The 24031-nt window shown below is 66.6% G+C and carries 15 protein-coding genes and 3 pseudogenes; 8 read left to right on the top strand and 10 right to left on the bottom strand.

Annotated features, from left to right (window positions below; all coding sequences use genetic code 11):
- Positions 1-348 precede the first annotated feature (348 nt).
- The 5 genes and pseudogenes from GTY58_RS01015 (at position 349) to GTY58_RS01030 (ending at position 4616) form a co-directional block, all read left to right on the top strand.
- A complete protein-coding gene (locus GTY58_RS01015; RefSeq protein WP_161271973.1) occupies positions 349-1395 on the top strand; it encodes a hypothetical protein in 1047 nt (348 codons plus the stop codon).
- 84 nt (positions 1396-1479) lie between these two features.
- Complete coding sequence (locus GTY58_RS01020; protein ID WP_010981634.1) at positions 1480-2988, top strand: amino acid permease; 1509 nt, start codon at positions 1480-1482, stop codon at positions 2986-2988.
- 227 nt (positions 2989-3215) lie between these two features.
- Positions 3216-3617, top strand: a pseudogene (locus tag GTY58_RS41200) (glutamine synthetase); the annotation flags it as partial.
- Positions 3618-3688: 71 nt separating this feature from the next.
- Positions 3689-4381: a glutamine synthetase gene (locus tag GTY58_RS41205; protein ID WP_261172583.1), complete on the top strand. Its 693-nt coding sequence runs from the start codon at positions 3689-3691 to the stop codon at positions 4379-4381.
- A gap of 85 nt (positions 4382-4466) precedes the next feature.
- Positions 4467-4616: a hypothetical protein gene (locus GTY58_RS01030; protein WP_154696703.1), complete on the top strand. Its 150-nt coding sequence runs from the start codon at positions 4467-4469 to the stop codon at positions 4614-4616.
- A 376-nt stretch (positions 4617-4992) separates the two neighbouring features.
- On the opposite strand, the gene GTY58_RS01035 is transcribed toward GTY58_RS01030, so the two are convergent.
- On the bottom strand, positions 4993-12057 hold the full coding sequence (locus GTY58_RS01035) for an RHS repeat-associated core domain-containing protein (RefSeq protein WP_242432095.1): 7065 nt from the start codon (positions 12055-12057) through the stop codon (positions 4993-4995).
- Positions 12058-12628: 571 nt separating this feature from the next.
- On the opposite strand from GTY58_RS01035, the gene GTY58_RS01040 reads away from it, so the two are divergent.
- Entirely contained in the window at positions 12629-12850 is a 222-nt protein-coding gene (locus GTY58_RS01040) for a DUF6207 family protein (protein WP_037651062.1), read from the top strand.
- A gap of 157 nt (positions 12851-13007) precedes the next feature.
- Here the strand turns inward: GTY58_RS01040 and GTY58_RS01045 are convergent, their stop codons facing one another.
- The 3 genes from GTY58_RS01045 to GTY58_RS01055 all read right to left on the bottom strand — a co-directional run bounded on the left by GTY58_RS01045 (position 13008) and on the right by GTY58_RS01055 (position 15402).
- The gene (locus GTY58_RS01045) at positions 13008-13769 is read right to left on the bottom strand and encodes a hypothetical protein (RefSeq protein WP_010981638.1); all 762 of its coding nucleotides are present in this window, start codon (positions 13767-13769) and stop codon (positions 13008-13010) included.
- A gap of 435 nt (positions 13770-14204) precedes the next feature.
- The gene (locus GTY58_RS01050) at positions 14205-14630 is read right to left on the bottom strand and encodes a DUF4267 domain-containing protein (protein ID WP_010981639.1); all 426 of its coding nucleotides are present in this window, start codon (positions 14628-14630) and stop codon (positions 14205-14207) included.
- A gap of 325 nt (positions 14631-14955) precedes the next feature.
- Entirely contained in the window at positions 14956-15402 is a 447-nt protein-coding gene (locus tag GTY58_RS01055) for a DUF1772 domain-containing protein (protein WP_010981640.1), read from the bottom strand.
- Positions 15403-15492: 90 nt separating this feature from the next.
- On the opposite strand from GTY58_RS01055, the gene GTY58_RS01060 reads away from it, so the two are divergent.
- Positions 15493-16071, top strand: a complete 579-nt coding sequence (locus GTY58_RS01060) for a TetR/AcrR family transcriptional regulator (protein WP_010981641.1) — start codon at positions 15493-15495, stop codon at positions 16069-16071.
- Positions 16072-16267: 196 nt separating this feature from the next.
- Here the strand turns inward: GTY58_RS01060 and GTY58_RS01065 are convergent.
- The 4 genes and pseudogenes from GTY58_RS01065 to GTY58_RS01080 form a co-directional block, all read right to left on the bottom strand.
- Positions 16268-17411 (bottom strand): annotated as a pseudogene (locus GTY58_RS01065) (transposase); the annotation flags it as partial.
- A 664-nt stretch (positions 17412-18075) separates the two neighbouring features.
- Positions 18076-18732 (bottom strand): annotated as a pseudogene (gene istB / locus GTY58_RS01070) (IS21-like element helper ATPase IstB); the annotation flags it as partial.
- A 16-nt stretch (positions 18733-18748) separates the two neighbouring features.
- Positions 18749-19939, bottom strand: a complete 1191-nt coding sequence (locus GTY58_RS01075; RefSeq protein WP_010981645.1) for an IS110 family transposase — start codon at positions 19937-19939, stop codon at positions 18749-18751.
- A gap of 309 nt (positions 19940-20248) precedes the next feature.
- Positions 20249-21208, bottom strand: a complete 960-nt coding sequence (locus GTY58_RS01080) for a helix-turn-helix transcriptional regulator (RefSeq protein ID WP_010981646.1) — start codon at positions 21206-21208, stop codon at positions 20249-20251.
- 259 nt (positions 21209-21467) lie between these two features.
- Between GTY58_RS01080 and GTY58_RS01085 the strand changes: the two genes are divergently transcribed.
- Entirely contained in the window at positions 21468-21764 is a 297-nt protein-coding gene (locus GTY58_RS01085) for a hypothetical protein (protein WP_137951561.1), read from the top strand.
- Positions 21765-22638: 874 nt separating this feature from the next.
- Here the strand turns inward: GTY58_RS01085 and GTY58_RS01090 are convergent.
- Together GTY58_RS01090 and GTY58_RS01095 are read right to left on the bottom strand one after the other, a co-directional pair.
- Positions 22639-23310 (bottom strand): hypothetical protein, encoded by a 672-nt coding sequence (locus tag GTY58_RS01090; RefSeq protein ID WP_010981648.1) that lies wholly within the window; start codon positions 23308-23310, stop codon positions 22639-22641.
- The gene (locus tag GTY58_RS01095) at positions 23307-23909 is read right to left on the bottom strand and encodes a sigma-70 family RNA polymerase sigma factor (RefSeq protein WP_010981649.1); all 603 of its coding nucleotides are present in this window, start codon (positions 23907-23909) and stop codon (positions 23307-23309) included. Before GTY58_RS01095 ends, GTY58_RS01090 begins: the two co-directional genes overlap by 4 nt.
- Positions 23910-24031: the final 122 nt, after the last annotated feature.

A 24031-nucleotide genomic window follows, 5' to 3' on the forward strand; every position in this document is an offset into this window, starting at 1 on the left:
GGCTGTTTCTCTGCGTGCGCGACTACGCTCCCCTCCCGCCAAGTGGCATGTCGGCCTCAATGGAGGCCGAGCACGGCCGGGGCTTCCTGCTCGTCTTGTGCAGCGTTGACGACCACGGAGTGTCCCCGGCAGCACACGATGGTGAAATCGTCTGGGTCACCATCCTTGAGCGCCCCCAGTAGCCGTCAAGCCGCCGGAAACGGCCGCATGACCCCCTCTGCTGTCCGTCACTGCCTCTGATCTGCTGCCGAGCGCAGTCTTCCGCTTTGGCCTCCCCGTGCTGAGCAAGTTGGCTGCCGCTCAGCGGCACTCGCCCCCCTTTCGAGGACTCTCCTCCATGCCCCTTTTATGTATGACGGGCCGGGTGCCCTCCCCGCGTCCCTCTCTTTTCGTGGCGGTGCGCCGATGACCCGCGATGACACGCCCCTGATCACTCACCTTGCGGGCCGTGACGAAGAACTCCGCCTCGCTCTCGAAGATCTCGGGCTGGACCGGTATCTCGCCGCAAAGCGCCTGCTTCGGGCCACGGGTACCGACTGGGGGCTGCGCACCTCGCGCAGTCAGGTCCTGGCCGTCGTCGCCGCCAACAGCCGTGCGATCGAGTCGTGGTGCTCGGAGGAGCCCGAGGACGTGGACGCGAGGATGATGTGGGCTCGCGTGCTCACCCAGAGGCTACTCAACGCTCACCGCAGGGGACTGTCGGGTCAGGACCTGGTCAACGGTGTCCACACAGTCTGGGCGGCGTGCAGGGCTGCTGCGGAGCGGTGGCCCGAAGACCCGGTGCCCTACGTGTGCTACCTGGCGCTGGCGCAGACGGACATCGACCAGCGGTTTCCTCACAGTCCGGTGCACTGGGCCACGCCGGCCGATGCCATGCTGCCGCCGGGTCCGTGGAGATTGCTGAACTGGGTCAACCAGCGGGATCCCGGCAGCCGGGAGGCGTATCACCGGATGCTCCAGGTCTTTCAGGCCCGCGCCCGGGGAGCCCTGGATTTTGCCCAGTGGGTAGCCTCCGTCGCACCGGAGGGATCGGCGCTGAAGGTTTTGCCGCTGTACGCCTACGTCGAGTCCTACCGGCTGCTTCGGCAGCGTTCGCAGAGCGTCGGTGTGATCGCTTACTGGGCCACCGAGGACAAGGCTCACTACGCCCGTCAGGCCCTGTACGGCTGGTTCGCCCACGCCGATCCGCGCTCACTGTCCCTGCTGGACCTGAACTACCTGGCGCACGGACTGACCGCCACCGGCGTGGGACAGGCCACTGCCGTGTTCGAGGAGATCGGCAACCACGTCACGCCCGCCCCGTGGATCCACGTCACCCCGAACCCCCAGTGGTGGCAGGACGATTTCCGTTCCGCACGCCGCAGAGCGCTGACGGCTACAAGCGGGCGCCGATGACCATCCGAGCACCCCCGCAGCCCTGCCCCGCTCACCGTTGCCCCCTTCACCCTTCACCCCCCTTTCGATCAGAGGATTTCTCCGTTGTCTGCGAGAAGAACCAGAGTCCAGCTCGACGATGACGCCGCGCTGCGCGCGCACGGCTACCACCCCGAACTGGCCCGCCGGATGGGCGGGTTCGGGAACTTCGCCATCAGCTTCTCCGTGATCTGCATCCTGGCCGGCGGCATGACCTTATTCGGCTACGGCCTGAACACCGGCGGCCCCGCCGTCATGATGTGGGGCTGGGTCGGTATCGGCTTCATGACGCTGCTGCTGGGCATGTGCCTGGCCGAGGTGACCTCCGCCTACCCCACCTCGGGCGGCCTGTATTACATGGCTCACCGGCTCGGCGGGCCCCGCTGGGCCTGGGTGACGGGCTGGCTCAACCTGCTGGGCCTGCTCGGCGCAATCGCCGGCATCGACTACGGCTGCGCCCTGTTCATCGGCGCGTTCGCCAGCCTCCAGTGGGACCTTGTGCCCACACCCGAGACAACGATCCTGATCTTCGCGGGCATCCTGCTCCTGCACGGCACTTTGAACGCGCTCGGCGTGCGCCTGGTCAACGTCCTCAACAGCATCTCGGTGTGGTGGCAGATCTCCGGCGTCCTGCTGATCGGAGGGACCCTGACCCTCGCCCCGGCCGAGCACCAGAGCGCCGGCTTCGTGTTCGGCCACTTCCACAACGCCACCGGCTTCACCAGCCCCGTCTACGTGGCCGCCCTCGGCTGCCTGCTGGCCGCCTACACGTTCTGCGGCTACGACGCCTCCTCCCACCTCTCCGAGGAGACCAGCCAGGCACAGGTGTCGGCGCCCAAGGGCATCGTCCGCAGCATCGGCTACTCATGGATCGCCGGGTTCATCCTGCTGGCAGGCATGCTGTTCGCCGTCCAGGACTACACCGGCACCCAGGGCTCGAGCACAGGCGTGCCACCGGCGCAGATCTTCATCGATGTCCTGGGCACGGGTGTGGCCAAGGGGCTGCTGATGGTAGTGATCGTGGCACAGCTGTTCTGCGGAAACGCGGAAACCGCCGCGGCCTCCCGCATGGTGTTTGCGTTCTCGCGGGACGGGGCTCTGCCGTTCTCCTCGACGTGGCGGCGTGTCACCCATCGCACCCGCACCCCCATCGCCGCGGTGTGGCTGTCCGTGGGCGTCGCGCTGGTCCTGGCGCTGCCGAGCTTGTATTCGCCGGCCGCGTACGCCGCCGTCACCGCGATCAACGTCATCGGGATCACGCCTGCGTACGTGATCCCCGTCTACCTGCGCCTGCGTGCCGGTGACCGCTTCCAGGCGGGCCCGTGGAACCTTGGTGGCTGGAGCAAGCCCCTCGGCTGGATCTCCGTCACCTACGTGGCTGTTCTGACCGTCGTGTTCTGCCTGCCGCAGGCCTCGCCCGTCACCGCACAGTCCTTCAACTACGCGGGCCTCGCGCTGGCGGTGGTCCTGCTCCTCGCGTGGGCCATGTGGATCACCAAGGGCAAGCGGCACTACAAGATCCCCCCGCTCGGCAGTGCGGCCGAGAACACGGCACTCGCCGGTGAGGTGATGTGATGTCCGGCCAGATCAGCCACCACCTCTCCCCCACCCCCGCCCCCGGGCTGGTGACACTCGAAGAGCTCGGCCACCTCGTTCAAGGCCGTGAGATCGACACGGTGATGGTCGCCGTCCCGGACCTGAGGGGCCGGCTGATGGGCAAGAACCTCGACGCCCACCACTTCCTGACCAAGCTGCCCGGCGGACCGGAGATGTGCGCCTACATCCTGGCGACAGACGTGGACATGAACCCGCTGGACGGGTTCGAACTCGCCGGCTGGCACACCGGATACGGAGACCTGCGTGTCGTCCCCGACCTGGGCACCATCCGGCGCCTGAACTACCTGCCAGGCACGGTCCTCGTACACGGCAACGCCGTACACCCCGACGGCCGCCCCGTCGCCGTCGCACCACGGGAGATCCTCCGCAGCCAACTGCGGGCCCTCGCCGTCCACGGCCTGCAGGCACGCGTCGGCATCGAGAGCGAATTCGTCCTCTACAAAGGCACCGAAGCACAGCTGCGCCGATCCGGGTTCAGGAACCCGACACCCGTGTCCCCCGACAACCTCGACTACGCGCTGGACCGCCCGCCCGCCCTGAACGCGTTCTTCCACGACCTGCACAACGCCCTGCACGAAGCAGGCGCACCAATCGAGGCCATCAAAACGGAAGGAGCCCCAGGCCAGATCGAAGTGGCCTGGCCCTACGGGACACCCCCGTGGGCGCATGCGACACCTACACCCTCCACAAACACGCCGTCCGTCACATCGCCGCACAACACCGCCTCACACCCACGTTCATGGCCGCCCCGCAGACCGGCACCGGATCCGGCCTCCACCTGCACATCTCCCTGTGGCGCGACGACGAGGCGGCCTTCGCCATGCGTCCACGCGAGGAGCTGCCCGAGCTACTCCAGCACTCCATTGCCGGGCTGATCGACGCACTGCCGCAGCTGGTTCCGCTGTACGCACCCACCCCCAACTCCTACAAACGATATGTCCGCCACTCCTTCGCCCCCACCAACTACACCTGGGGACGCGACAACCGCACCTGCGCCATCCGCATCACAGGCCACCACGCCTGCACACACCTGGAAGTACGCCTGCCGGGAGCCGACGCCAACCCCTACCTCGCACTCGCCGCGACCATCGCGGCCATCGTCTACGGCCTCAACAACCATCCCAAGCTCCCCGAGCCCTGCACCGGCGACGCCTACCACGCTGCCGACCCGCTCCCCGTGCCACGCAACCTCGAAGAAGCCCTCACCGACTTCCAACAAAGCAGCATCGCACTGCGCGCATTCAGCACACCCGTAGTGCAGCACTACGCCCGCGCTGCCGAGGTTGAGATCGAGGCACAGCACGGCCAGGTCACAGACATCGACCGCAAGCGGGGGTTCCTCCGTGCGTGATCTCCTCCCTCGTGCCGCAGAGATCCAGCGGCTCAGCCCTGCCGCTATCGAGGCTCCCGCGGCCGATCCCGAGTGCTCAGGCCGTATGGACCGCATCACGAGCGTCGTGCTGTGCCTGCTGTTCGACCTGGCTCAGCAAGCGGCACGCTTCGGCTCCGGCATAAACCCGTGGGGGCAGCTCGCTGTGTACGACGGCGACGACTTCTCGCTTTTCACCGCTGAAGGGTCAACATGAAATGCCGCGTCGTGACCTCCCGCCCGCCGGACCGCACGAAGTCCGCGATCACCTGATGACTCCCGTCCCGGCGCGGTTGTCAGGCCAAGAACGGCAAGGCCGCCAGGCCTCGGATTCCTAACGATCGTCGAAGTGCATGGCCCTCGCCAGCTGCACGTCGACCTCCCAGTCATCAGGGCGAGCAGATGGATTCACCCATTGGAATCCAGACTTCTCCCATTTACCCCTAGCTCGAATTACTCCCGTGGGGGTTGAGTCTTCGTACCCAAACTCAACCCCGCAACAGTCGCAAATCTCGTAGCTGGGCGCCTTCCCGTCTTCCCCCCAAGGGGGGTCGCCCTGCAGAAGGCCACAGACTCGGCAGTGCATGTAGGTGTCACTGGGCATTGAAGTAGTCCAGATTCGTCGGGTACCCGTGAGATGCAGGGTCTGGCTTGAAGTACGTGCGCGGCACCCCTGATGGATCCATGACGCCGAACTCATCCGTGGCTGGATTGAAGCGAATCACATCCCCGTTCGCTCGCGTTCGCGTCAGTACGCTTGGATCGGTGCTGCGCAGGAAATCGGTACCCGCCTCCACGTATTCTTTCGCGTTATTGAGGTTCGGGAATTCTGACTTGTGCTTCTTCCAGTGCCCGAAGGCGTTCTTGACGGACGTCTTCCTGTTGGTGGAGCTCCAACAGCTGCCGTTGTGAACGAGGACCGGAGTCTCGCCCGCCAGCACATAGTACGTGTGAAGGCCTTCGACGGTGAGGTCGTACATGTCTGCTGCACCGCGCTGAGCAAGCACAGAGGTGATTGTGGCGTGCTGGTTGCCTGAAGTGTTGACCTTGTGGCCCGTGATCAGCCGCCCGGCTTGCTCCCAAACCTGCGCCGTGTCGTCCCAGATCCGGTGGCGCGCAGTGGTGTGCAGGGTTTGGATTCGTCCGTCAAGGCCTCGGATGCTCAGATCAACAAGGTCGTCGTCGTGGTTGAGGTGAACCGCGGTGACTTCCCTGACTTCTCTATGGTGTCCGGATGTTGGGTCTGCGGCCTCGACTAGGTCCCCAGGCTTAATTTTGCCAAGGGGTTTGGTCTTCCCGTCCTTCATCAACACGCGGGTGGTCGGTTTGAAGCTGCATCCGCGGGCCTTGAGGACCTTGCTGAATGCGGCACCCATTTCGCCAGCGAGCAAAATGGGTACTGCTTCGGATGCTTCCTTCATGGAGTCATAGGCGCCGTTGTCGGCACCGCAGCGCTTTGGGTTCTCTACGCAGAAGGTGGCTGCGACTCTCTTCGCTTTTGCGAAGTCGTGGGTCTCCTTCCAGACGCGGAAGGCCTCGGAGCAGGCGGTGCGGCCGAAACACGCCATGCCGGTCCGGTCTCCGTCGCCGACCGGGGCATCCCAGTAGCCGCCGCCCTGTGTCGTTTGGCCGTAGTGCACCCATACCTGGGCCAAGCGGTCTGCGTCCCAGCCGTTTTCTTCTCGCGGAAGCAGATCGACAAGCTGGTCTTGGACCGTGGGAGCGGGTGTGGGGGTGTCCCCACCGCCTCCGACAGTGCCTGGTCCGCACTTCTGCCATCCGTCGCTGCATTGCGTGCCGTCCGAATTCAGCTTGATCAGCCCGGACGGGTCGGAGTAATTGATGGGATCGTTGCCGCTGTAGCTGTAGGCAGAGAGGTTCTGCGGGTCGTAGGGCGTGCTGAGGGGGTCGGGGCTGAGGAAGCGTCCGAGGCTGGGGTCGTAGGCGCGAGCGCCGAGGAGGGACAGGCCGGTGTTGGTGTCCTCTGTTTTGCCGAGGAAGCCGTGGTTGGTGCCGGTCGGCAGGCTGCCACTGCGTTCGTCACCGAAGGGGGTGTACCTGCGGCGGGTTGCGGTGCCCGTGGCGGCGTCGACGGCGATCTGGGTGGAGGCTTGCGTGTCTCCCATCAGGTAGGTGATCTTGCCGTTGACGGTGTTGTTGCCGTCGGTGGTGCGCATGGCGACGGTTGTTGCGCCGAAGCTGTAGTAGCGCGTCGCGGTGGCGCTGATGCCGTCGGTGGTGCGCAGTTCTGTGCCGCCGATGGAGGCGACGGTTTCCTGCGGGGTGGTGCGGACGAGGAGGTTGCCGCTGGCGTCGTAGGTGTAGCGGGTGAGGTCGCTGCCGCTGGTCTTGGTGGTTTTGACCGTGGCGAGTCGGCCGAGCCGGCTCCAGGTGTAGTCAGTTGTCGTACTGCCTTCGACGCGCTGCTTCATCGCCCCGTCGGCGTAATACGTGTATGTACCCGCTGCCGTGGTGGTACCTGCGCTGACTTTGTTGATTTTGCGGACACCGTGGGGCTGGTCGGCGTTGGCAGTGGTCCAAGTACCGGCGTCGTCGTATCCGGGGTAGAGGTAGTCGCGGGTGGTCGCCGCACCGGCCGAGTTGGTGTCGGTGACCGACTGGAGATTGCCGAGGCGGTCGTAGGTGTAGCCGGTCTGGTAGGGGGAGGTGCCCTTGAAGTCAGAGGTGGTCTTTGTGGTGTCGGCGCAGTTGCCGGCAGTGGTGTGGGTGTAGGCGAGGGTGAGGCGGGACTGGTCGTCGTAACGGAGGCACTGTGACTGGGCAGTCTGTCCGCTGGCCTGTTCGCGCAGTTCGGTGAGCTTGCCGGTGTTGTCGTAGAGGTAGGTGTCCTTCTGTGCCTCGCTGACCAGGTCGTTGATCGTGGTGGTTGTGGCGATGGACCTCAGCCAGCGGGTGCCGTTGCTGTCGTCGTAGCCGTACTGCCGCTGGGCCTGGATGCCGTTGCCGCCGAACTCGGCCCCGTAGTCACGTTCTACCAGTCGGCCATAGGCGTCGTAGGTCGTGTTGTCGATGTAGGCCGTGCCGCCCAGGCTGCTGGTAAGACGGGTGGGCTGCCCGTAGTCGTCGTAAGTGGTGGTCACCTTCTCCGCGGCGAGCTTGCCGGCCGCGGGGTAGGAAACCGAGGTGATGTGGTCGGCTGCGTCGTAGGTGACCGATGTGGTGTAGTCGCCTGCGAGGCCGTTGACAGTGGTCGGCAGCGTGACCGTGGTGTTCAGTGGTCGGCCGCGCTCGTCGAACTTGCCGGTCTTGGTGGTGTAGGTGTTGCCGCTCGCATCGCGGCTGACCGCGGAGGTGATCTGTCCCTTGCCGCCGGTGGCTGCGGGGTCGTCCCAGACCCAGGCGGCCAGTTCGTCGGCGCCGCTCCTGACAGATGTCGCGCGGCTCAGGTTGTCGTAGCCGTAGGTGAGGACGGTCTGGACGTCGTTGGTGGTGGCGGTGGTCTGGCTGACTTGGCCGTTCTCGTTGTACTCGCTGCTGGAGAGGCCGGCGTCCGGGTCGTCGGTGGTCTTGCGCTGTGCGGCCCAGTCGTAGGTGTACAGGGTGTTGTTGCCGCGGGGATCGGTGATCTGAGCGAGTTCGCCCTTGGCGGTGTAGCCGTACGCGGTGGTGTAAGCCGAGCTCGCGGTGTGCTCGACGACTTTGGACACCTGTCCGTACACGTCGGTGTAGGTGTCGGTCGCTGTGCTGTCGACCGGTGTCACGCTGGTGTAGTCGCCCAGGTAGGAGGTGTCGACCCGCCCTGCCTTTTGGGGTGTGCCCTTGACCTGGATCTGCGAGGACACGGTGCGGCCGGCCCAGTCCAGGACCAGGTCGCTGTAGGAGGGCAGGTCGGAGGGCTGCGGGCTTGAGGGGCCGCCGGAGCCAGCCGTTCCCTGGTTACGGAAGACCGCGGAGGCGCCGGTGACTTGTCCGGCCGAGTCGTAGCGGGTGACGGCGACCTGTCGGAACGGCACGATCTGTTTGGTCGCAGGGTCCACGTCGGATGGCAGAGGCGTCTGCGTTTCCCGGGCCCGGCCCAGACCGTCGGTGTAGGCATGGGAGACCAGATAGGTACTTCCGGACTGCAGGGTGTGTGAGGCTACGTGGGGGTAGCCGTCGGCCGAGTCCGGGACTCCGGCGCTGTTGGTGGAGGTGGGGATGGTGTAGCTGAACTTCATCGACGGTGAGCTGCCGGTCTCCGTCGGCTTCCACACCTCTACGGGGCGTCCGGCTGCGTCGAGTGTGACTTTGGTGATGTTGCCGTTGGCGTCTTTGCTGGTGGTCGGCGTGGCCCAGAACCGGGACGTCCACTCGGTGAAGGTGAGGGGGCCGCGGGCCGTCGCGGTGCCATCCGGGTCCGGGCTGGTGGAGGTGATGCCATTCATCGGCCATGTGTTGGCTGGGCTGTAGGTGATGGTGCTGCGGTTGTGTTTGCCGTCCTCGCTCCAGACGATGCGGCCCGCCTTGTCGTAGCCGGTCCAGCTGGAGCGGTATCTGCCCGCCTTCGTGTACGTGCGGACCTCGGTCGCGTTGCCGTCGACCGGCTTGTTGGCGTCGATGCTGGTGGCGTTGTCGTAGAGGGTGGAGGTGTAGCCGTCCTGGTTGCTGTCGGCGATGCTGGAGCAGCCCACGGAGTAGTGCTTGACCTGGTCTTGCACTACGGTCCAGCGCTGGGCGCCGGTGGAGTCGTAATTGTCAGTGTTGTAGGCACGCCCGTAGGTGGTGCAACGGTTGTCGGAGACATTGCTCTGGCCCCAGTCGTCGGTGCGCATGGGCAGGCCGAACGTGGTGGAAGCTGCCTCGCTGTCGTCGTACTCGTTCTCTACGACGTGCTCGCGCCAGCCGCCGCTGATCTTGGTGTTGGTGGTGGACTTGGATTCGCGCACGAAGTGGGCGTCGGGCAGGCCGTCGTACTGGGCGGTGTTGTGGCTCCAGTACGTGTGGTAGGTGCGCTCGTGCGAGATGTCAGTGTCATCGCGCAGCGATGTCGAGAGGGTGTGGCCGGCCAGCCAGGCGTGGTCGGCGTAGTTGTTTCCGTCACCATCATTGACCGTGACTGTCTTCGTCGCCGACGTGTCCGTCTTGGAGGTACGGTCTCCGTCCAGGCCTCGGTAGAGCCAGTACTTCTTGGTCTTCTGCCCAGTGTCCGCGCCGGTGGTGACCTGCGTCTCCTGGTAGCCGCGCCAGTCGGACCAGGACTCGTCCTCGTCCTTGACCAGCGGATCACCGGTGAAGCGCCAGCCTGCCCCGCCCTCGTAGGTGTACGAGGTGGTCATCACTGGCGCGCCGTCCTGGTTGGTCGTGACGGTCGGGTCGACTTCGACCTTGGTCACCAGGAATTTCTTGAACCAGCCGGTTTTCGACTCCGTCTCCCCTTCCGGGGTCCACTTCTGCCAGTAGCAGTCCTGTGTGTTGGAGGCCTGGGTCGGCAGGTGGTCGATGTCGCAGGCGTTGGCGAAGCCGTAGGAGACCTTAGTGGTGGCGCCGAGGTCGCCGTGGATCTCCTGGATGCGGGGGAAGTTCAGTTCTGCGGAGCCGACCTTGTTGTCGAGGTCGGTCCGGTTGAAGTTGATGACCGGCAAGACGATGTCGTCGCCGTCGCCGTAGGTCTTGCGCTGGATGTAGTCGAGCCAGAGGGTCTTGCCGATCGTGCCGTCGGGGTTGGGCATGCCGTATTTGTTCTGGTACTGCTCGACCAGGTCCCAGCCCGTGCCGTCCTGGTCGCTGACGTACGTCTTGACGTCCCACAGCATGTCCGTGGAGAAGAACGTCGGGTAGTACGTCTTGCCCGCGCAGTTGTAGTCGGCCGATGTGCCGTCACACATCAGGTCGACCGGCACGTCCGGATACGAGGTCGGTTTGTCGTCGAAGGTGGGGCAGGTGGCGGGTTCGTCGCGGAGGGGATCATTTTCCTGTACGCGCTCGATGCACCGGTTGACGTGGCTGAGTTCGACCTTCGCCGGCAGCTTGCCGTCGGGGATCTGCGAGGACCAGCCGTACTGGATCTCCTTCACATAGCCACTGGAGACGTACTCGCGGGCCTTGTCGGAGTTGGCGACGGAACGGTAGTGGTTGTACTCCTTGTCATAGAAGTACATGGTCTCGACCTCGTTGGCATCCACCGCCCTATCCAGGCTCCAGCGCCAGGCCTGAGTGCACGGCTCCGGGAACTGGTCATGGCACGGTTCGCCCGTGTCATTGCCGACCACCGGCTCAGTGAAGACCGAGGCGGTAGCGGTACCGGTGCGCTCAGAGCGGCCCCAGCCGAAGTAGTAGCGCTGCCCGTCCTGGGTGGAGATCACCCAGTACTCGCCGTCCCGGCCCGCGCCATACCCATCGAACAGGCGCTGCACGCGCCAGCCCGGATCATTCTTGAGGTGGTAGGCGCCGCTACCGGTGTTGTCCTGGATCAGCTCCGAGGTGACACCGTTGAGGTTGATGACGTAGACCGCGCCGGACGGTTCCTTGGCCGAGTTCGGAGAGTCCCAGCACATGTCGCCGATGGTCGGCAGGCCGTCCTCGGAGCAGTTGCGGTAGCGGCGCTCGATGTAGCCAACGTTGAGGTCCCAGCCCATGCCCGCCCAGGATGCCTGGTTGTTCGAGGCGGAGGTACGGCCGTCGACCGACTGCGAGTTGTACGACAGTGACAGCGACGGCGCTGAGCCCATCGGCGGCTTCGGCAGCTGGATGGGCACGTTGTAGGTGAACGCACCTGAACCAGTGGACACCTCCCACGAACCGGTCGGCGACAGCGTCGACGCCCGGTAGTCACCGGCATCCGACGATGACCCCGACGCTAGCGTGTACACACTCGCGCCGCTCGCACTGGCCTCGCGCATCAGCTGGGTTGAGGCACCCGAGACTTCCGTGTCCGCGGCCGCGGTGACCGTGGCAGTCAGGGTCCCTGTCGCGGTGTCGTTATCCACCGGCACGAACTCGCGATCGGTGCAGCCCTCCGCCTCCGGGGTCTGCAACGCACACGCGGGCAGTTTCACCAGTCGAAGACGCGAGGCGAAGTCGGCACCGTAGGCGTACTGGAAACCCGAGTAGTCGACATCGACTTGCACCTGCCCCGGGGCATTCACCCCGTCGGTCCGGTTCACCTGCAACCCAAGACCGATCCCGCCCGCCGGCTCTACGGTCTGATGGTCCAGTACTCGCACCTGGACCTGATCCGGCGACACCGGGTCCTGGTCGGGCTCGGACGTGACAGAATCCGGGGGCTGTGGTGAGGAACTAGTGCTGGCCTCGGGGCTTGGCGAGGTGCTTGCGTCAGTGCTACTGGAGGCGCTAGGGCTCGGTGAGACGTCGCCGTCCGCACGCCGTTGCGCCGACAGCTGCGTGGTGGCGCCCACAGGATCCGGAGCCGGAGCAACGTCCACGACGTCACCGACCTGAGTGCTGTTCTCGCTGCCCGTGGTAGTCGGCGACGGGGTCACCGTGCCGGGATCCCCGGGCGCTGCCTGCGACAGATCCACCGTCGCCTCGGCAGCGTTGGGCCACTTCGGGTCAGGGAGCGCCTTACCCACTTCTTCCGCCTGCTGCGCGGGAACGGACCCCAGCGACTGCGACGGCACGACCGGCGTCGGATCATCCGCCGTCGCAAACGCCTGCTGCGGTGCAACCACCGACATCGTCGACAGCAGACCCGCCAGCACTGCACCTGCAACACCAGCCGAAAGAAAACGCGTACGCCGAGCAGCCACTCGAACTCCCACCCCAGTGGCCCGCATCCCACACGGGTCACAGCCCAACAGATAAACCGTCAGCTTCCAGGCAGGCCACAGCCGCGCTCCCCAGCACGGTGACGCGCGATCCCACCCGCAAGTTGATCAGTGAACCGAGACAGTAACCGCTGTGAACGTCTTGTGAACAGGGCAATCGAAGAAAGGTTCCATCCCGCCTACGTGTTCTCGATCATGGTCAATCCATGTTTCAAAGGCAGCTGAAATGCCTCGGGGTCCACTGCCGGTCACAGCGGCGACGAAGGCCGTTGGCGATCGAAGCAGTCGCCGACCGCGCCCGCTACAAGCACAACGTGCTCTACCCAGCGCCCTCGCGATGCGTCCCCTTCTTCCGGAGCCTGCTCGCCGGAACGCTTCGGCAGGACACCGCCTCCGTGACAGGTCTCCCGCCGCCCTGTCTGCCGAGGGTCCGTGAGACGAACTCGGTCGGGTGAATCAGGCGCCTGCAGAGAACCCCGCCGTGCACGAGCGCGTACTGACAGACGTGGACCCGATCCAAGAAACGCATCTGTCCGAACCCGGCCTGCTCGTGATCGACGTAGCGGGCATGGACGACGAAACCGTGCTCGCCTTCCAGAACGCGATCGCCCAAACGTGGGCGACCTCGACTGCCGACCGCACCACCCAGGATCCGGGCCAGCCCGGCGTGCGGCTGCGTCTGTACGCCGATCTGCGGCAGGTCCTTGCCCCAACCTCCCCGCCGTAGCGGGCGCTGGCACCAGCACGCAATGAGGCCTGGTCCGCCACCACGGGGGGAGTGACGGACCAGGCCTGAAGTCCACGGTGCCACACCCGTCCCCGAACGTGCGCGGTCTGCGGGTGAAGTCGCCGCAGGATGGCGCGTCTTCGTCCGAGCGGTCGAGTTACGCGCGGGCCCGCAGCAGGGCGAGCACGGCGGCCGCGTACGCGCGGGATCGGTCCCAGACGGCGAAGTAGTCGGTGTGCATCTGACCGGCCTCCTCCATCCGGGAGGGCTGGATGCGTATGCCATTACCGCGGCCGAGTGCGAGGTTGGCGCGGCGGCTCGTCTCCTGGCTCAGGCCGCGGATCGGCGCTACCGGCTCGCCGCCCTCGCGCGTGCCGTCGGGGTGGAAAGCCTCGTACAGGTCGTCGCGCCCTCGGTATCCCACGTGGCTGGCCTGCAGCAGACGTGCCTGCTTGGCGACCTCCTGCACCAGCGGGTCATTCGTGCTGCCGAGCCGGAGCTCCGGTCCGGGGGACGGGATCGCCCGCCAGATGCCCGCGTACGTGGAGTCGATGCTGCTGATCCACCACTGAGACGCATAACCGCCGGGCAGTACAAGCGGCCGCGGCAACCGCCGGGGTGGGCGCTTTCCGTTGGCGCGCCGGGCAAGCAGTGTGTGTGCCGAACGCAGCAGGGCAGCGTCGTGCGCCTTCATCAGAGCCACGGCGACCCTGATGGCGTGGCCCGCCGCCTTGTGCTCGGGGGTCTGTACATACGCGCGCAGCCGGCGCTGGTACTCGGCGCGTTCAAGGCCGGTGCTGCTCGGGCTCTGGCGAGCCGCGGTCGCCTTCGCCTCTTTCACACGCCGGCCGGCCGCCTGGGCTTCGCCGAGTTGCTGCGCAAGCCGTTCGACGACTCCCCGCCACTGGCCCCCCACCATGCTCACGATCTCCCTCCCCGCTGACGCCCGGCCGCTCCTCACCTCAGGCTATCGGCCCGTCGTCCCGCACCCGGCGTCACCGCGGGCGGGACGCTCAGGTCGATGACCTCTTGGAGCGGGAACTCCAGCAGCTCTCACTCCTCGCCTTCGCGATGCTCAACCGGCGGCGCCAATGGGCGTCCACGGCTGAGCTCGAAGAGGATCTGGCCGCGCTGCTCGGACGGCACGCGCACCGGCCGTCAAACTTCCGGGAACCTCTGGGGCAGGCCGAAATCGCCCTCGGGCGCTTCTTCGGCACTCCCCCTGTCCCTAAGTCTGGGCCGGGCGCCGGGGGGCCAGCTTCTCCGTGTGCCAGGCGTCGACGTCGGCCTGCTGGCAGTGTTCGATGGTGCGGCCTCGGTCGGCGAGCCAGGAGAGGAAGGCGCCAAGGTGGCGTTAGGCGGGCTGAGGGGCGGGCGTCGCCGGAGCGGCCGCGACCTTGCGGGTCTCACGCATTATCAGCAGGCCGTTGACCACCATCAGTGTCGCGGTCAGGCAGTGGACGCCGAGCGCGGTGGCCACGGAGCCGTGGTGGGCCAGCACGGCGGTCATGTCGCCGTACGCGGCGAGGGCCTCCACCAGCAGCGCCCAGCCCAGCGCCCGGCGGTGGCCCGTCACCAGCAGGATGCCCAGGACCAGGGCCAAGACGACGTCGCGGATTCCCTTGATGATCAGGAAGCCGTCGCCGTCGCCGGACGGCCAGCTCGGCAGGCCGAAGCCCGGTGCCGTCGTCTCCGGGCTCAGGATGAACTCCGCCCCGAACCAGAGGATGAAGAGGATGAAGGCGGCGGCCAGGACGGTGTTGATCTTCTTCAGCGACATTGTTCTTCTCCTTGCGAGTCTTCGTCAGCTTGGTGAGCTTCATGAAGCTTGCTGAGTCGTGTGGAGCCTGATCAGGCCGCGCGAACGCGGCTGATCGAGGGGCGTAGTTTGTCGGGATCGCCGCTGTGGGATCTGAGCGGCAGCTGCATTCCCGGATGTCGGGATTTCGGTGGCCAGCTGCCGCCTGGGGAGTGGGGATTGTGCGCCACCGGCGCGGCGTCGGCCCGCGGGGTCAGGAATCCGAAGCCCTGCCGCCCTCACCCCGACGGGGCGAAAGCCGTCGATATAACGGGGCGAATCAGCGCAGGTCGGGGCGGCTTTGGTATCAGGTGAGGGCGGCGACCAGCAGGGCGAAGGCGGCGATGATGACGGCGACGCGGACGTAGTGGAAGCGTTCCCAGCGGTTCATCTGCTGCTTCCAGTCGGCGGGCCGGTTGTCAGGGGTCCACGTCTTGTTCCGGTTGTTGATCGGGACGAGCAGCAGAATCGACATGATCACGCTGAGCATCAGCAGCGCGCCGGCGGTGACGACGAGGCCGGTGCCGTGGTGGCGCCATCCCGCGATGGCCCAGACCGCGACGAGGACGAGCGAGCCGATGTACCAGACCGGCATCACGGCGCCGAGCATCCGGCCCCCGTGGGCATGGCCGAGTTGGCCACTGTCCTCGGGGAGTGCGTTGAGGATCGGGTTCATGACGAAGGCGACGGAGAACTCCACCCCCACCATCACGCCGATGATCACGGTGGTGACGACCTCGAGTGCGTTGAACATGATTACCCCCCTGGCATCTAGTGTTGCTAGCTGATGAGGCAACGCTAGTACTGCTGCCGCTTGATTGTCTAGCAGTGCTAGGATCGAATCATGTCGGTACAGGAACGCAAGCAGCGCGAACGGGCGGAGCGCGAGCGCCTCATCGTGGCGACGGCCCGCGAACTCGCCGAGCAGCAGGGCTGGGACGCGGTCACCACCCGCCGGCTCGCCGAGCGCATCGAGTACAGCCAGCCCGTCCTCTACAGCCACTTCCGCGGCAAGCGCGAGATCATCGGCGCCGTCGCCCTGGAGGGCGCTGCCGAGATGGCCGTGGCGGTGCGGGCCGCGGCCTCCAGCGCGGACGGCCCGCGCGAGCGGGTCGCCGCCCTCGCCCGTGCCTACCTCGACTTCGCCGCACGCAACCCGGCGGTCTACGACGCCTTGTTCCAGCTCGACGGCGGCCTGGCGTACGCGCAGGAGGACACCCCGGAACCTCTCAAGGACGCCTTCGCCGCGCTGCTGGAGAGCCTCGGCGAGGTCGCCGGGAACGGCGTCCACCCGGGGCTGTTCACCGAGACGTTCTGGGCGGCCCTGCACGGCCTGGCGACCCTGACCCGGGCGGGACGGCTGCCGCCGGAGGACACCGAGCCGAGGGTGGAGCTGCTGGTGGACCGGCTCGCCATGCTCTGACACACCATCCCGGCGGGCACGCAGCCGGGGCCCTCGGCCTCCGCCACTGCCTGCCTGCCTGCCTGCGGCAACGCTTCCGGTCACCCGCGTCCACACGGCGCAGCGCAGATCGCCGGGCCCCGTACCCCAGACGGGCACCCGCCCCGGAAGCTGCGATGCTCCTTGATCACGACCCGATACTCGCCCTAACGCCGCGTCATTCGCCGGTGCCCTCATCGTCCTCGTCGAGGTGGACGGTCGCCGGGTCACGCAGTGGGCGCAGGCCCTCGAGTGGCGGGCGGGCGGCGAGCTGTAGCGGCCCAGGCAGTTGAGGTTGGCGTGCTTCAGCGGGGAGACCCGGGCCACGTCCTCGTTCAGGACGTCATGCTCCCGCTCCTCGGGCGGCAGGGCCCGCAGGTGGTCGACGGCGGCGTCGAGGTAGCGCGTTGTCCAGAGCACGGCGGCATTGAGGACCACCAGGCCGAGCGCGCCGAGTTGGTCCTCCTGCCCCGTCCTGTATGCCTGCATGATCTGTCCGCGCTTGCCGTGGCAGATGTCGCGGGCGAGCTTGTGCCGTGACTCCTGGACGGTGAGCTGCCGGTTCATCTGGCGCCGGTAGGTGTCGTCGACCGGGTCGACGACCCGGAGCAGGTGCAGGGTCTTGGCGATGCGCCCGTACTCGGCGAACGCCTGGCCCAGCGAGGTCGGCCGCCCCTCGCGGCCGAACATCCGCAGCAGGTCGTACGCGCGGACCTGCCCGGTCACCAGTGAGCCGGTGACCCGCAGCATCTCCGGGCAGTGTGTGGTGACCTTGGTCAGGTTGACCTTGTTGCGGGCCAGGTCCTCCAGCGGCCGGTAGTCACCGGTCTCCGCACCGGGCATCTCCGCCCGCCAGAAACCGCTGGTCGCCCAGGTCCTTGAAGCGCGGCGAGAAGTTGAAGCCCAGCATCGTGAACAGGCCGAACACCATGTCGGAGTACGAGGCGTTGTCGGTGGCGGCCATCTCCGGCTTCACCCCGGCATCCAGGTTCAGCAGCGCGTCCAGGATGTGCAGGGAGTCGCGCGGCGTGCCCGGCACGGCCATCTGCCCAATACCCGCGACCTGGTCATTTACTGCGTTCAGTCAGGTGATGCCGCGCTTGAAGTGTGAAGTGGTAGTACTTCGGCGACGGCCCGGCGTGGATGGTCCGCTTCGGGACGACGAACCGCAGCCCGTCGACTGAGGCCAGCAGGCCCTCACCCCAGAACTTCACGATCGGCACCTTCGCCTGCGCCTCGATCAGCTTCGCGTTCGCCGCGGCGATGGTGTCCACCCGCAGGTAGTACTGATCGACGTGGACCAGCCGGGCCCGCGTGAGCGCCTCGTCCTCGGCGTCGATGACCGGCGTGGCTGCGTAGGTCTTGAGCGAGAGCACATGTTGGTGAGTTCCGGAATCACTCGTCGTCCAGAGAGTGCAGGGATATCGGTGAGAAGTAAGAGCACTCGAAGCGGAGCGGGCTCGCAGTGATCGCATGCGCGGGTAGTACGGACCGTGGCAAGATGACGGCATGTTGACCCGAAAGGCCGATGCCGCGTAGGCGTCCGAGGGGGCTGCGCGCTGAGCGTTGGCGGCCCATAAGAGGTGTCCCCGTTCGCCGGATCCGCGGTGTGTCCGCGGCAACTCGCGTAGCGATCCGGAAGTTGGAAGAGGAGCGTCTGTGGCCGGGGGCTGTGGCCGCTGCCCTGGCGGAGTGCCGGTGGTATCTGGGGCAACCAGGGCGCGTGCTGCCAGATCCGGTGATGGGCTGCGGCTGCTGTGATCCTCTGGTAGCCCGCGACCGTCTGGAGGACGTGCTGCTGTGGCTTCCCCGTGGTGCTCGGACTGACCTCGGCAGGCTCGTTGCCAGGTTGGACGCCGAGTTCGACCGCAGGGCCGTCTCCCTCAGCTCTCACCTCATGCTGGCAACTCCGTTCAGTGCTTGCGGGTATTGGCGCCAGCGATTCATGGAGAACTGAGGGTCGGGTGGTTCCTCGCCGCTCAGCGCTCAGACGACGGCCTGCTGCTCGGCGCGGGCGCGGGTGGTGGCGAGGCGATAGGAGTCCGTGCCGGTCTCGATGATGTTGCCGCCGAAGGTGAGACGGTCGACGATGGCCGCGCAGAGGCGGGGGTCGGTGAAGGTCTTGGTCCAGCCAGAGAACGACTCGTTCGAGGCGATGGCCACGCTGTTCTTCTCCTCCCGCTCCGTCAGAACCTGGAAGAGGAGCTCGGCGCCCCGCCGGTCGAGCTCCATGTAGCCGAGCTCGTCGATGCACAAAAGATCAACGCGGCCGTAGCGGGCGATGGTCTTGGTCAGCTGCTTCTCGTCGGCGGCCTCGACGAGCTCGTTGACGAGCTTGGTCGCGAGAACGTACTTGACCCGGTAGCCGGCCATCGCGGCTTCGGTGCCGAGTGCGATCAGCAGGTGGGACTTGCCGGTGCCGGAGTCACCGATGAGGCAGAGCGGCAGGCTCTTCTTGATCCATTCGCACTTGGCGAGGGTGTGGATCAAGGCAGCGTCGATGTTCGGGTTCGCGTCGAAGTCGAACTTGCGGAGCGACTTGTCGCGGGGAAACCCGGCGGCCTTGATCCGCCGCTCGGAGCGGCGTCGGGCCCGGTCGTCGCACTCGGCCAGGAGGAGTTCGGAGAGGAAGCCGAGGTAGGACTTCCCAATGACGATGTCAAGTCGCTGCCGTGACGGTTGGTCGGACCTCGTAGCACTCTCCGTCGCGGAGCATGGCCCACAAGACGTTGGCTCGTCGACGGGCCAGAGCGAGCAGGGCCTGCTTGTGTCCCTTGCCCTCGTTCCGCTTGCGCCCGTAGTAGGCCTGGGAGGCGGCGCACGTTCTGAGACTGGCCATTGCGGAGAGGTAGAAGGCCCGGAGCAGGCCGCGGTGGTAACGGCGCGGGCGGCGCATGTTGCCGCTGACACGACCGGAATCCCGTGGCACGGGTGACAGGCCGGCGAAGGAGGCCAGGCGATCTGCCGTGCCGAAGGCCTCAAGGTCGCCACCGGTGGCGGCGATGAATTCGGCGCCCAGGAGGGTGCCCATGCCGGGCAGGCTGCGGATCACCGTCGCGTGTCGGTGATCGTTGAACCGGGCTTCGATGAGCGCGTCGAGTTCGGCGATCTCCTGATCGAGTGCCTGCACGCCCTTGGCGATGCGGGCGACCACGGCGGCCGCGAGGGTCTCTCCCGGCAGTGCGGTGTGCTGGGACCTGGCCGCCTCGACAGCTGTTTCGGCGAGCGCGGCGGCGTTCTTCACCTTGCGGTTCTTTAGCCAGGTTCCGATGCGCCTGGCCCCGCTGCGGCGGATCGCGGTCGGCGTCTGGTAGCCGGTCAGCAGCATGACCGGACCCTTTTTGCTCAGGTTCAACGCCCGCTCCAACGCGGGGAAGAACTCTAGGAGTTGGGCCCGCAGCCGGTTGGTCTGACGGGTGCGGTCGTTGACCAGGTCGAGGCGGCGGGCGGTCAAGGTGCGCAGGTCGATGGCTATCTCATCGCCGGGCCGCAGGAGACCGAGGTCCTGGCGCATGCGTGCCTGGTCGGCGATGACGAACGCGTCCTTCTCGTCCGTCTTGCCCTGGCCGCGGTAGGCGGCTGACGCCTGATGCACGGCCAGGCCGGTGATGTAGACCATCGGCTGGTCGTGGCTGAGCAGGAGGCTGATGAGCAGGGCGGCGCCACCGTGGTTGATGTCCACCGCCCACAGGGTGTCCTCGCAGAGCGCGAGTACGTCTGCGATCAGCTCCAGCAGGGCCGGTTCGTCGTTGAAGACCCGGCGTGAAAGGAGGCGTTCGCCGCGTTCGTCAACCACCACGCAGTGGTGGTGTTCCTTGCCTATGTCCACTCCGGCCCAGATCTGGGGCACGGGTCACCTCCGCCAGCTCGTCGTCACAATCGATCCCGCAGACGACCTCGCCGACGTTGTCCTACACAGCGATCAAGTCGCGTATCCCAATTAGCGGTCGAGTCGTCGCGGGGCTCCGGGCGGCCAAGTTCTTTGAGCCATCCAACGGCGACAAGCTCACAGCCATACCCAGAACCCCAGGGGTCCGCCGATCTTACGAATGACCAGCTAAGACCCACGCTTGGAAGGTAGGACAAGCTCAGTCACGCGCGGATACCCGAAGGCCCCGTACCGGACAAGGCCCGGGGCCTTCGGGATATCACTGAGAGATCACCGAATGGTCGCGATGACCGCCGTAACCGTGGCCCCCAGCACGCTCATCACACCCACCGTGAGGACCAGAAGCCGCCTCATGTAATCGGCGCTGATCGAGGGCTCCACGGGAGTGACAGTCAGCGGAGGCGGCGTCTTCCGGTGCCGCAGATTCGCGATCTTGATGCGAGTCACCGTGTAGTGCCAGATCAGCGTCCGCTCCTGGTCGACTCCGCACGCCCGCAGGAATATGTTCAGCCACTCGGTGGTGGGCAGTTCATCCCCGTTGAGCACGTGGGCGAAGGTCGCGCCGGATATCGGGTAGTACTTGCGACTGCGGCGTTCCAGCGCCCCTATGGTCAGTCCCTTGTCCGCCACCAGCTCGCGCATGACGGACAGCACGTCCTGCGGAGTGGTGCACAGCGCCAGCGCAGTGTGCACGTGGTCGACCGTGAGACTGCTGACCCGCTGGGGATCCTCGGGAAGACGGGCGTCCAGTTGCATGTGGGCGTCCATGAACTGCTGCACGAGGGTCAGCAGACCGTCCGGCTGCGCGGGGACGACAGCTTCCGGGGCCGGGACAGGTTTGCGCAGGCCACCGAGCAGGCGGGGGTGATGCACTTCGGTCCGCTCGTCGGCGCCGTCAGGCTCACCGGTTTCGGCTTCGGCAGCGCGCACCTTGACCTTGCCCGCGGCCTCCTCAGTCTTGGCGCGCGCCAGGGCGTTCTTGTGCAGGCGCTGCCAGGTAGTGAGGTCGCCGGTGAAGCCGCAGCCGCGGACGAATGACTCCACGACCTCCCACTTGGGCACTGTCTTCCCGGATGCCGCGGTCGACAGCGCAGCGGAGGAGTAGTGAGACTTGTCGGACAGGTCCTTGTAGGTCAGGCCACTGGAGCGGCGGAGCGCCCGCAGTTCGCGGGCGAGCTCCGCCACCTCCATCGGCGCGGCTGCCGGGATGTCCTTCTCAGGACGCGCCATGCGTGCCCCTAGGCTGGCGCAGGCCGTGCCGAGCGTTGCGCTCGTGGACGCGGCGGGTAAACCGCTTTGCCCCGCGGTGCAGGTGACGGTGGTACAGGTGACGCGGCGTCATTACCGCCTCGGACGGGGATACCCGGGGTGCGGCGGGGTGGGCGTCCTGCCGGCTGGGCCGGGTGCAGCGCGTGCATCCGGGGCGGGCTCCACTCGCCCGGCCGTTTCCGTCGCCGGTTTTATGGCGAGCGGCACGGTCGTCCCCACCGTGTCCGTTGTCGAGTTCACGACGACCGGCACGACCGTGCTCGCCCGGACGGGCCGCGTCGCCGAGGGCGCCGTTGCGGGTGCGTGTGACCTGCAGCAGGAGATCGCCGACGACGCCTGCGACGAAGGCGGCGACCAGCGCACTGAAGAAGGGGTCGGAGATGGCGGCCTGCGCGGCAACGCCGGCGACGGCACCCGCGCCGTTCGCCGTGACGGCGGAAACGATCAGCCGCCGTCGCTTTTTTCGGCTACTGCTGGATGGAGACATCTCAACTCCCGGTTCGTAGGGCTCGTCTGAGTCCCTGTGAAGGTGGAGATGAGTGAGGGCGCCCCTTGCGGAGCAGCCCTCCCTCATGACCCGCCCCGGGAACCGGAGCGGGCGGGTGAGCGGCCTGAGTGCTCAATACGTATTCAGTTAGGGCGCGCTTGGCCCGAACCCGAGAGAGGGAGCGCCAACTCCCGTACTCCCAGCAGTGACCCGAGGGTCACCGAGGCTTCCGCGCGTGGCAAACAGTCTGCCCCATGGGGGTATGGCCGTAGCACCGCGTACACCCCGCCCTCCCCTCTTGTGAACTCGTGAATAACCACCCTCCGGCGACACGGGTGCCGTCAAGAGGGCGTGAAAAACGGGAATCTGATATAGCGACAGGCGCCGCTTCACTCGCACGTTCATGCGGCTACGTCCGCTTTGGCGTACTTCATTAACGCGTACGGGTAGCAGTCAACAGTCTGCGAACAACTCTGGGAAATCTCATTTCTGCAGGTCAGAGGTATAATTTGGTTGTTGGAGTTCTTCAGCGGTGTCCCGCGACCGCTCCACACGACTCCCATGGCAAGACACCATGGGGCTGCGGTCAGCGCCAACTGGCCGGAGCAGGGAGACATCTCAAGGCCTGAGTGCTCCTGCAGGCCCCCCGCAGTAGCGGGGGGCCAAAAAAATGCCACCGCCCGTATGGGGCCTTTGCCCGCTTCGCAGCCTCCGATGGTCATCCGTGAACAACCAGCGGTCAATTCCCCTCGCAGAAGGGCAGTTGTGACCGATGTCACCGACGTGGGGCATACCGGTCTACACCAGCTCTGATCTGCTCCGAGCAGCATTGATCTCCTCCAGGCGCAATCGATCGGGAGCGGACACGTGCGCTCTCCGGAGATGTGACGGCGAGCCCTCACGGTCAGCGCCGGGTGAAGTCGTGCATCAGGTCGGCGAGGCGCCTGCCGGGACGCTGGACGATGATGCAGGAGTCGGCCTTCGCGGTAGCCAGGCGGTCGACCTCCATCTCCAGTCCCCCGGTGGGAGCGCCGGCGAGGCTGGAGCCGGTCCTGCGGACGTACATCGCGACGGCCTCCAAAGTGGCGAGGAAGGCGCTGTCGGGTGCTTCCGAGTCGAGGACGTCGTCGGTGACCTCGTGCAGCCAGTGCCGCGCCTCCCGCACCTCACCCAGGGCAAGGTGGTGCAGGTGCAGGCAATATGCGGCGGCGCGGTGGCCGGCCCCGGCGGCGAGCTGCCACCAGAACTGGGCGCTCTCGCGGTGTTCGGTCAGGTAGAGCAGGCACGCGAAGACGAGGGCGCCGTCGACGTCCAGATGGCCGTCGTCGGCGGGGGTTTCGGGTTCCTGGGCGAGGCGGTCGACGTGGTCAGCGGCGTCGGGCTTGTTGAGGATCCAACGGCACACCACGGACAGCCGCTGTCCGGCCTGGGCGGCGCGGACCATGTCCGGGTTCGGCTTGGCTGCGGCGGCGGCCGCGTCGGCGGCGAGGCGGCGCAGGGCGGCACCCACATCGAAGCCCTCGCGTCGCGTGGTGGGGATGCGGGCGTCGGCCAGGAGGTCGTCGATGGCGGTCACTGTCCTGCCCCTTTCTTGTCCTTGCCGGGAGCGGTCGGCAGGCCCAGCCGGATACGCAGGCGTTCCTTGCCCTTCCGGCCGTGATAGTCGACGGTGCGCGAGTCCAGTCCCATGTAGCGGGCGATGCGTTTGGTGGGGTAGCCGAGCAGGTGGCGCAGGACGATCACGGTGAACTGGCGGGTGGGCAGCTCCAGGATCGCCTCGTACAGGCCGCCTGCGCTGTTGCTGAGCTCGAGCTGACTGCGGACCGCTTCGAGGTTCTTCGCTATCGGGCCGTTGATGAGGAACGCCGGCGAGCGTCCGTCCTCTTCGAGGCGGCGGGTGACGCACCGGTGCAGTACGGAGAGCGTCTGCTGTTCGAGGTCACCCTGCTGCAGCAGTTCGTCCCAGCCTCCGAGGATCTCCAGGAACACCTGGTGGACCACCTGTTCGGCCACCCGTCGGCTGCCGAGGTGGATCTCCGAGAAGTCGTGGAAGAACTCCTGGTGCCCCAGGTAGAAGCCCTCGAAGTCGAGGGGCAGGGCGGGAGGGGCCTGGACGGGCTGGCCATGGCCGCCGTCCTGGGGCGATACGTCAGTGCTGACGTCGCCGTTGCCCATACGGTCCTCCAGGAGATGCGAGCGCCGGTCCTCGTCGTGAGGCCGGCGGTGTCCTTACGCGGGCCAACTTGCCCGCGCGAGTGCCCAGTTGCATCGGGCCCTCATGGATCACCCTGTCGTTT

The sequence above is a fragment of the Streptomyces sp. SID5469 genome (assembly GCF_009862865.1).
GTDB classification, from domain to species: domain Bacteria; phylum Actinomycetota; class Actinomycetes; order Streptomycetales; family Streptomycetaceae; genus Streptomyces; species Streptomyces avermitilis.

Coding starts and splice junctions, on each gene's coding strand:
- GTY58_RS01030 (WP_154696703.1), top strand. CDS start 4,467: ATGGACCGCATCACGAGCGTCGTGCTGTGCCTGCTGTTCGACCTGGCT.
- GTY58_RS01095 (WP_010981649.1), bottom strand. CDS start 23,909: ATGGGCAACGGCGACGTCAGCACTGACGTATCGCCCCAGGACGGCGGC.
- GTY58_RS01055 (WP_010981640.1), bottom strand. CDS start 15,402: ATGTTCAACGCACTCGAGGTCGTCACCACCGTGATCATCGGCGTGATG.
- GTY58_RS01050 (WP_010981639.1), bottom strand. CDS start 14,630: ATGTCGCTGAAGAAGATCAACACCGTCCTGGCCGCCGCCTTCATCCTC.
- GTY58_RS01080 (WP_010981646.1), bottom strand. CDS start 21,208: ATGGCGCGTCCTGAGAAGGACATCCCGGCAGCCGCGCCGATGGAGGTG.
- GTY58_RS01015 (WP_161271973.1), top strand. CDS start 349: ATGTATGACGGGCCGGGTGCCCTCCCCGCGTCCCTCTCTTTTCGTGGC.
- GTY58_RS01045 (WP_010981638.1), bottom strand. CDS start 13,769: ATGGTGGGGGGCCAGTGGCGGGGAGTCGTCGAACGGCTTGCGCAGCAA.
- GTY58_RS01060 (WP_010981641.1), top strand. CDS start 15,493: ATGTCGGTACAGGAACGCAAGCAGCGCGAACGGGCGGAGCGCGAGCGC.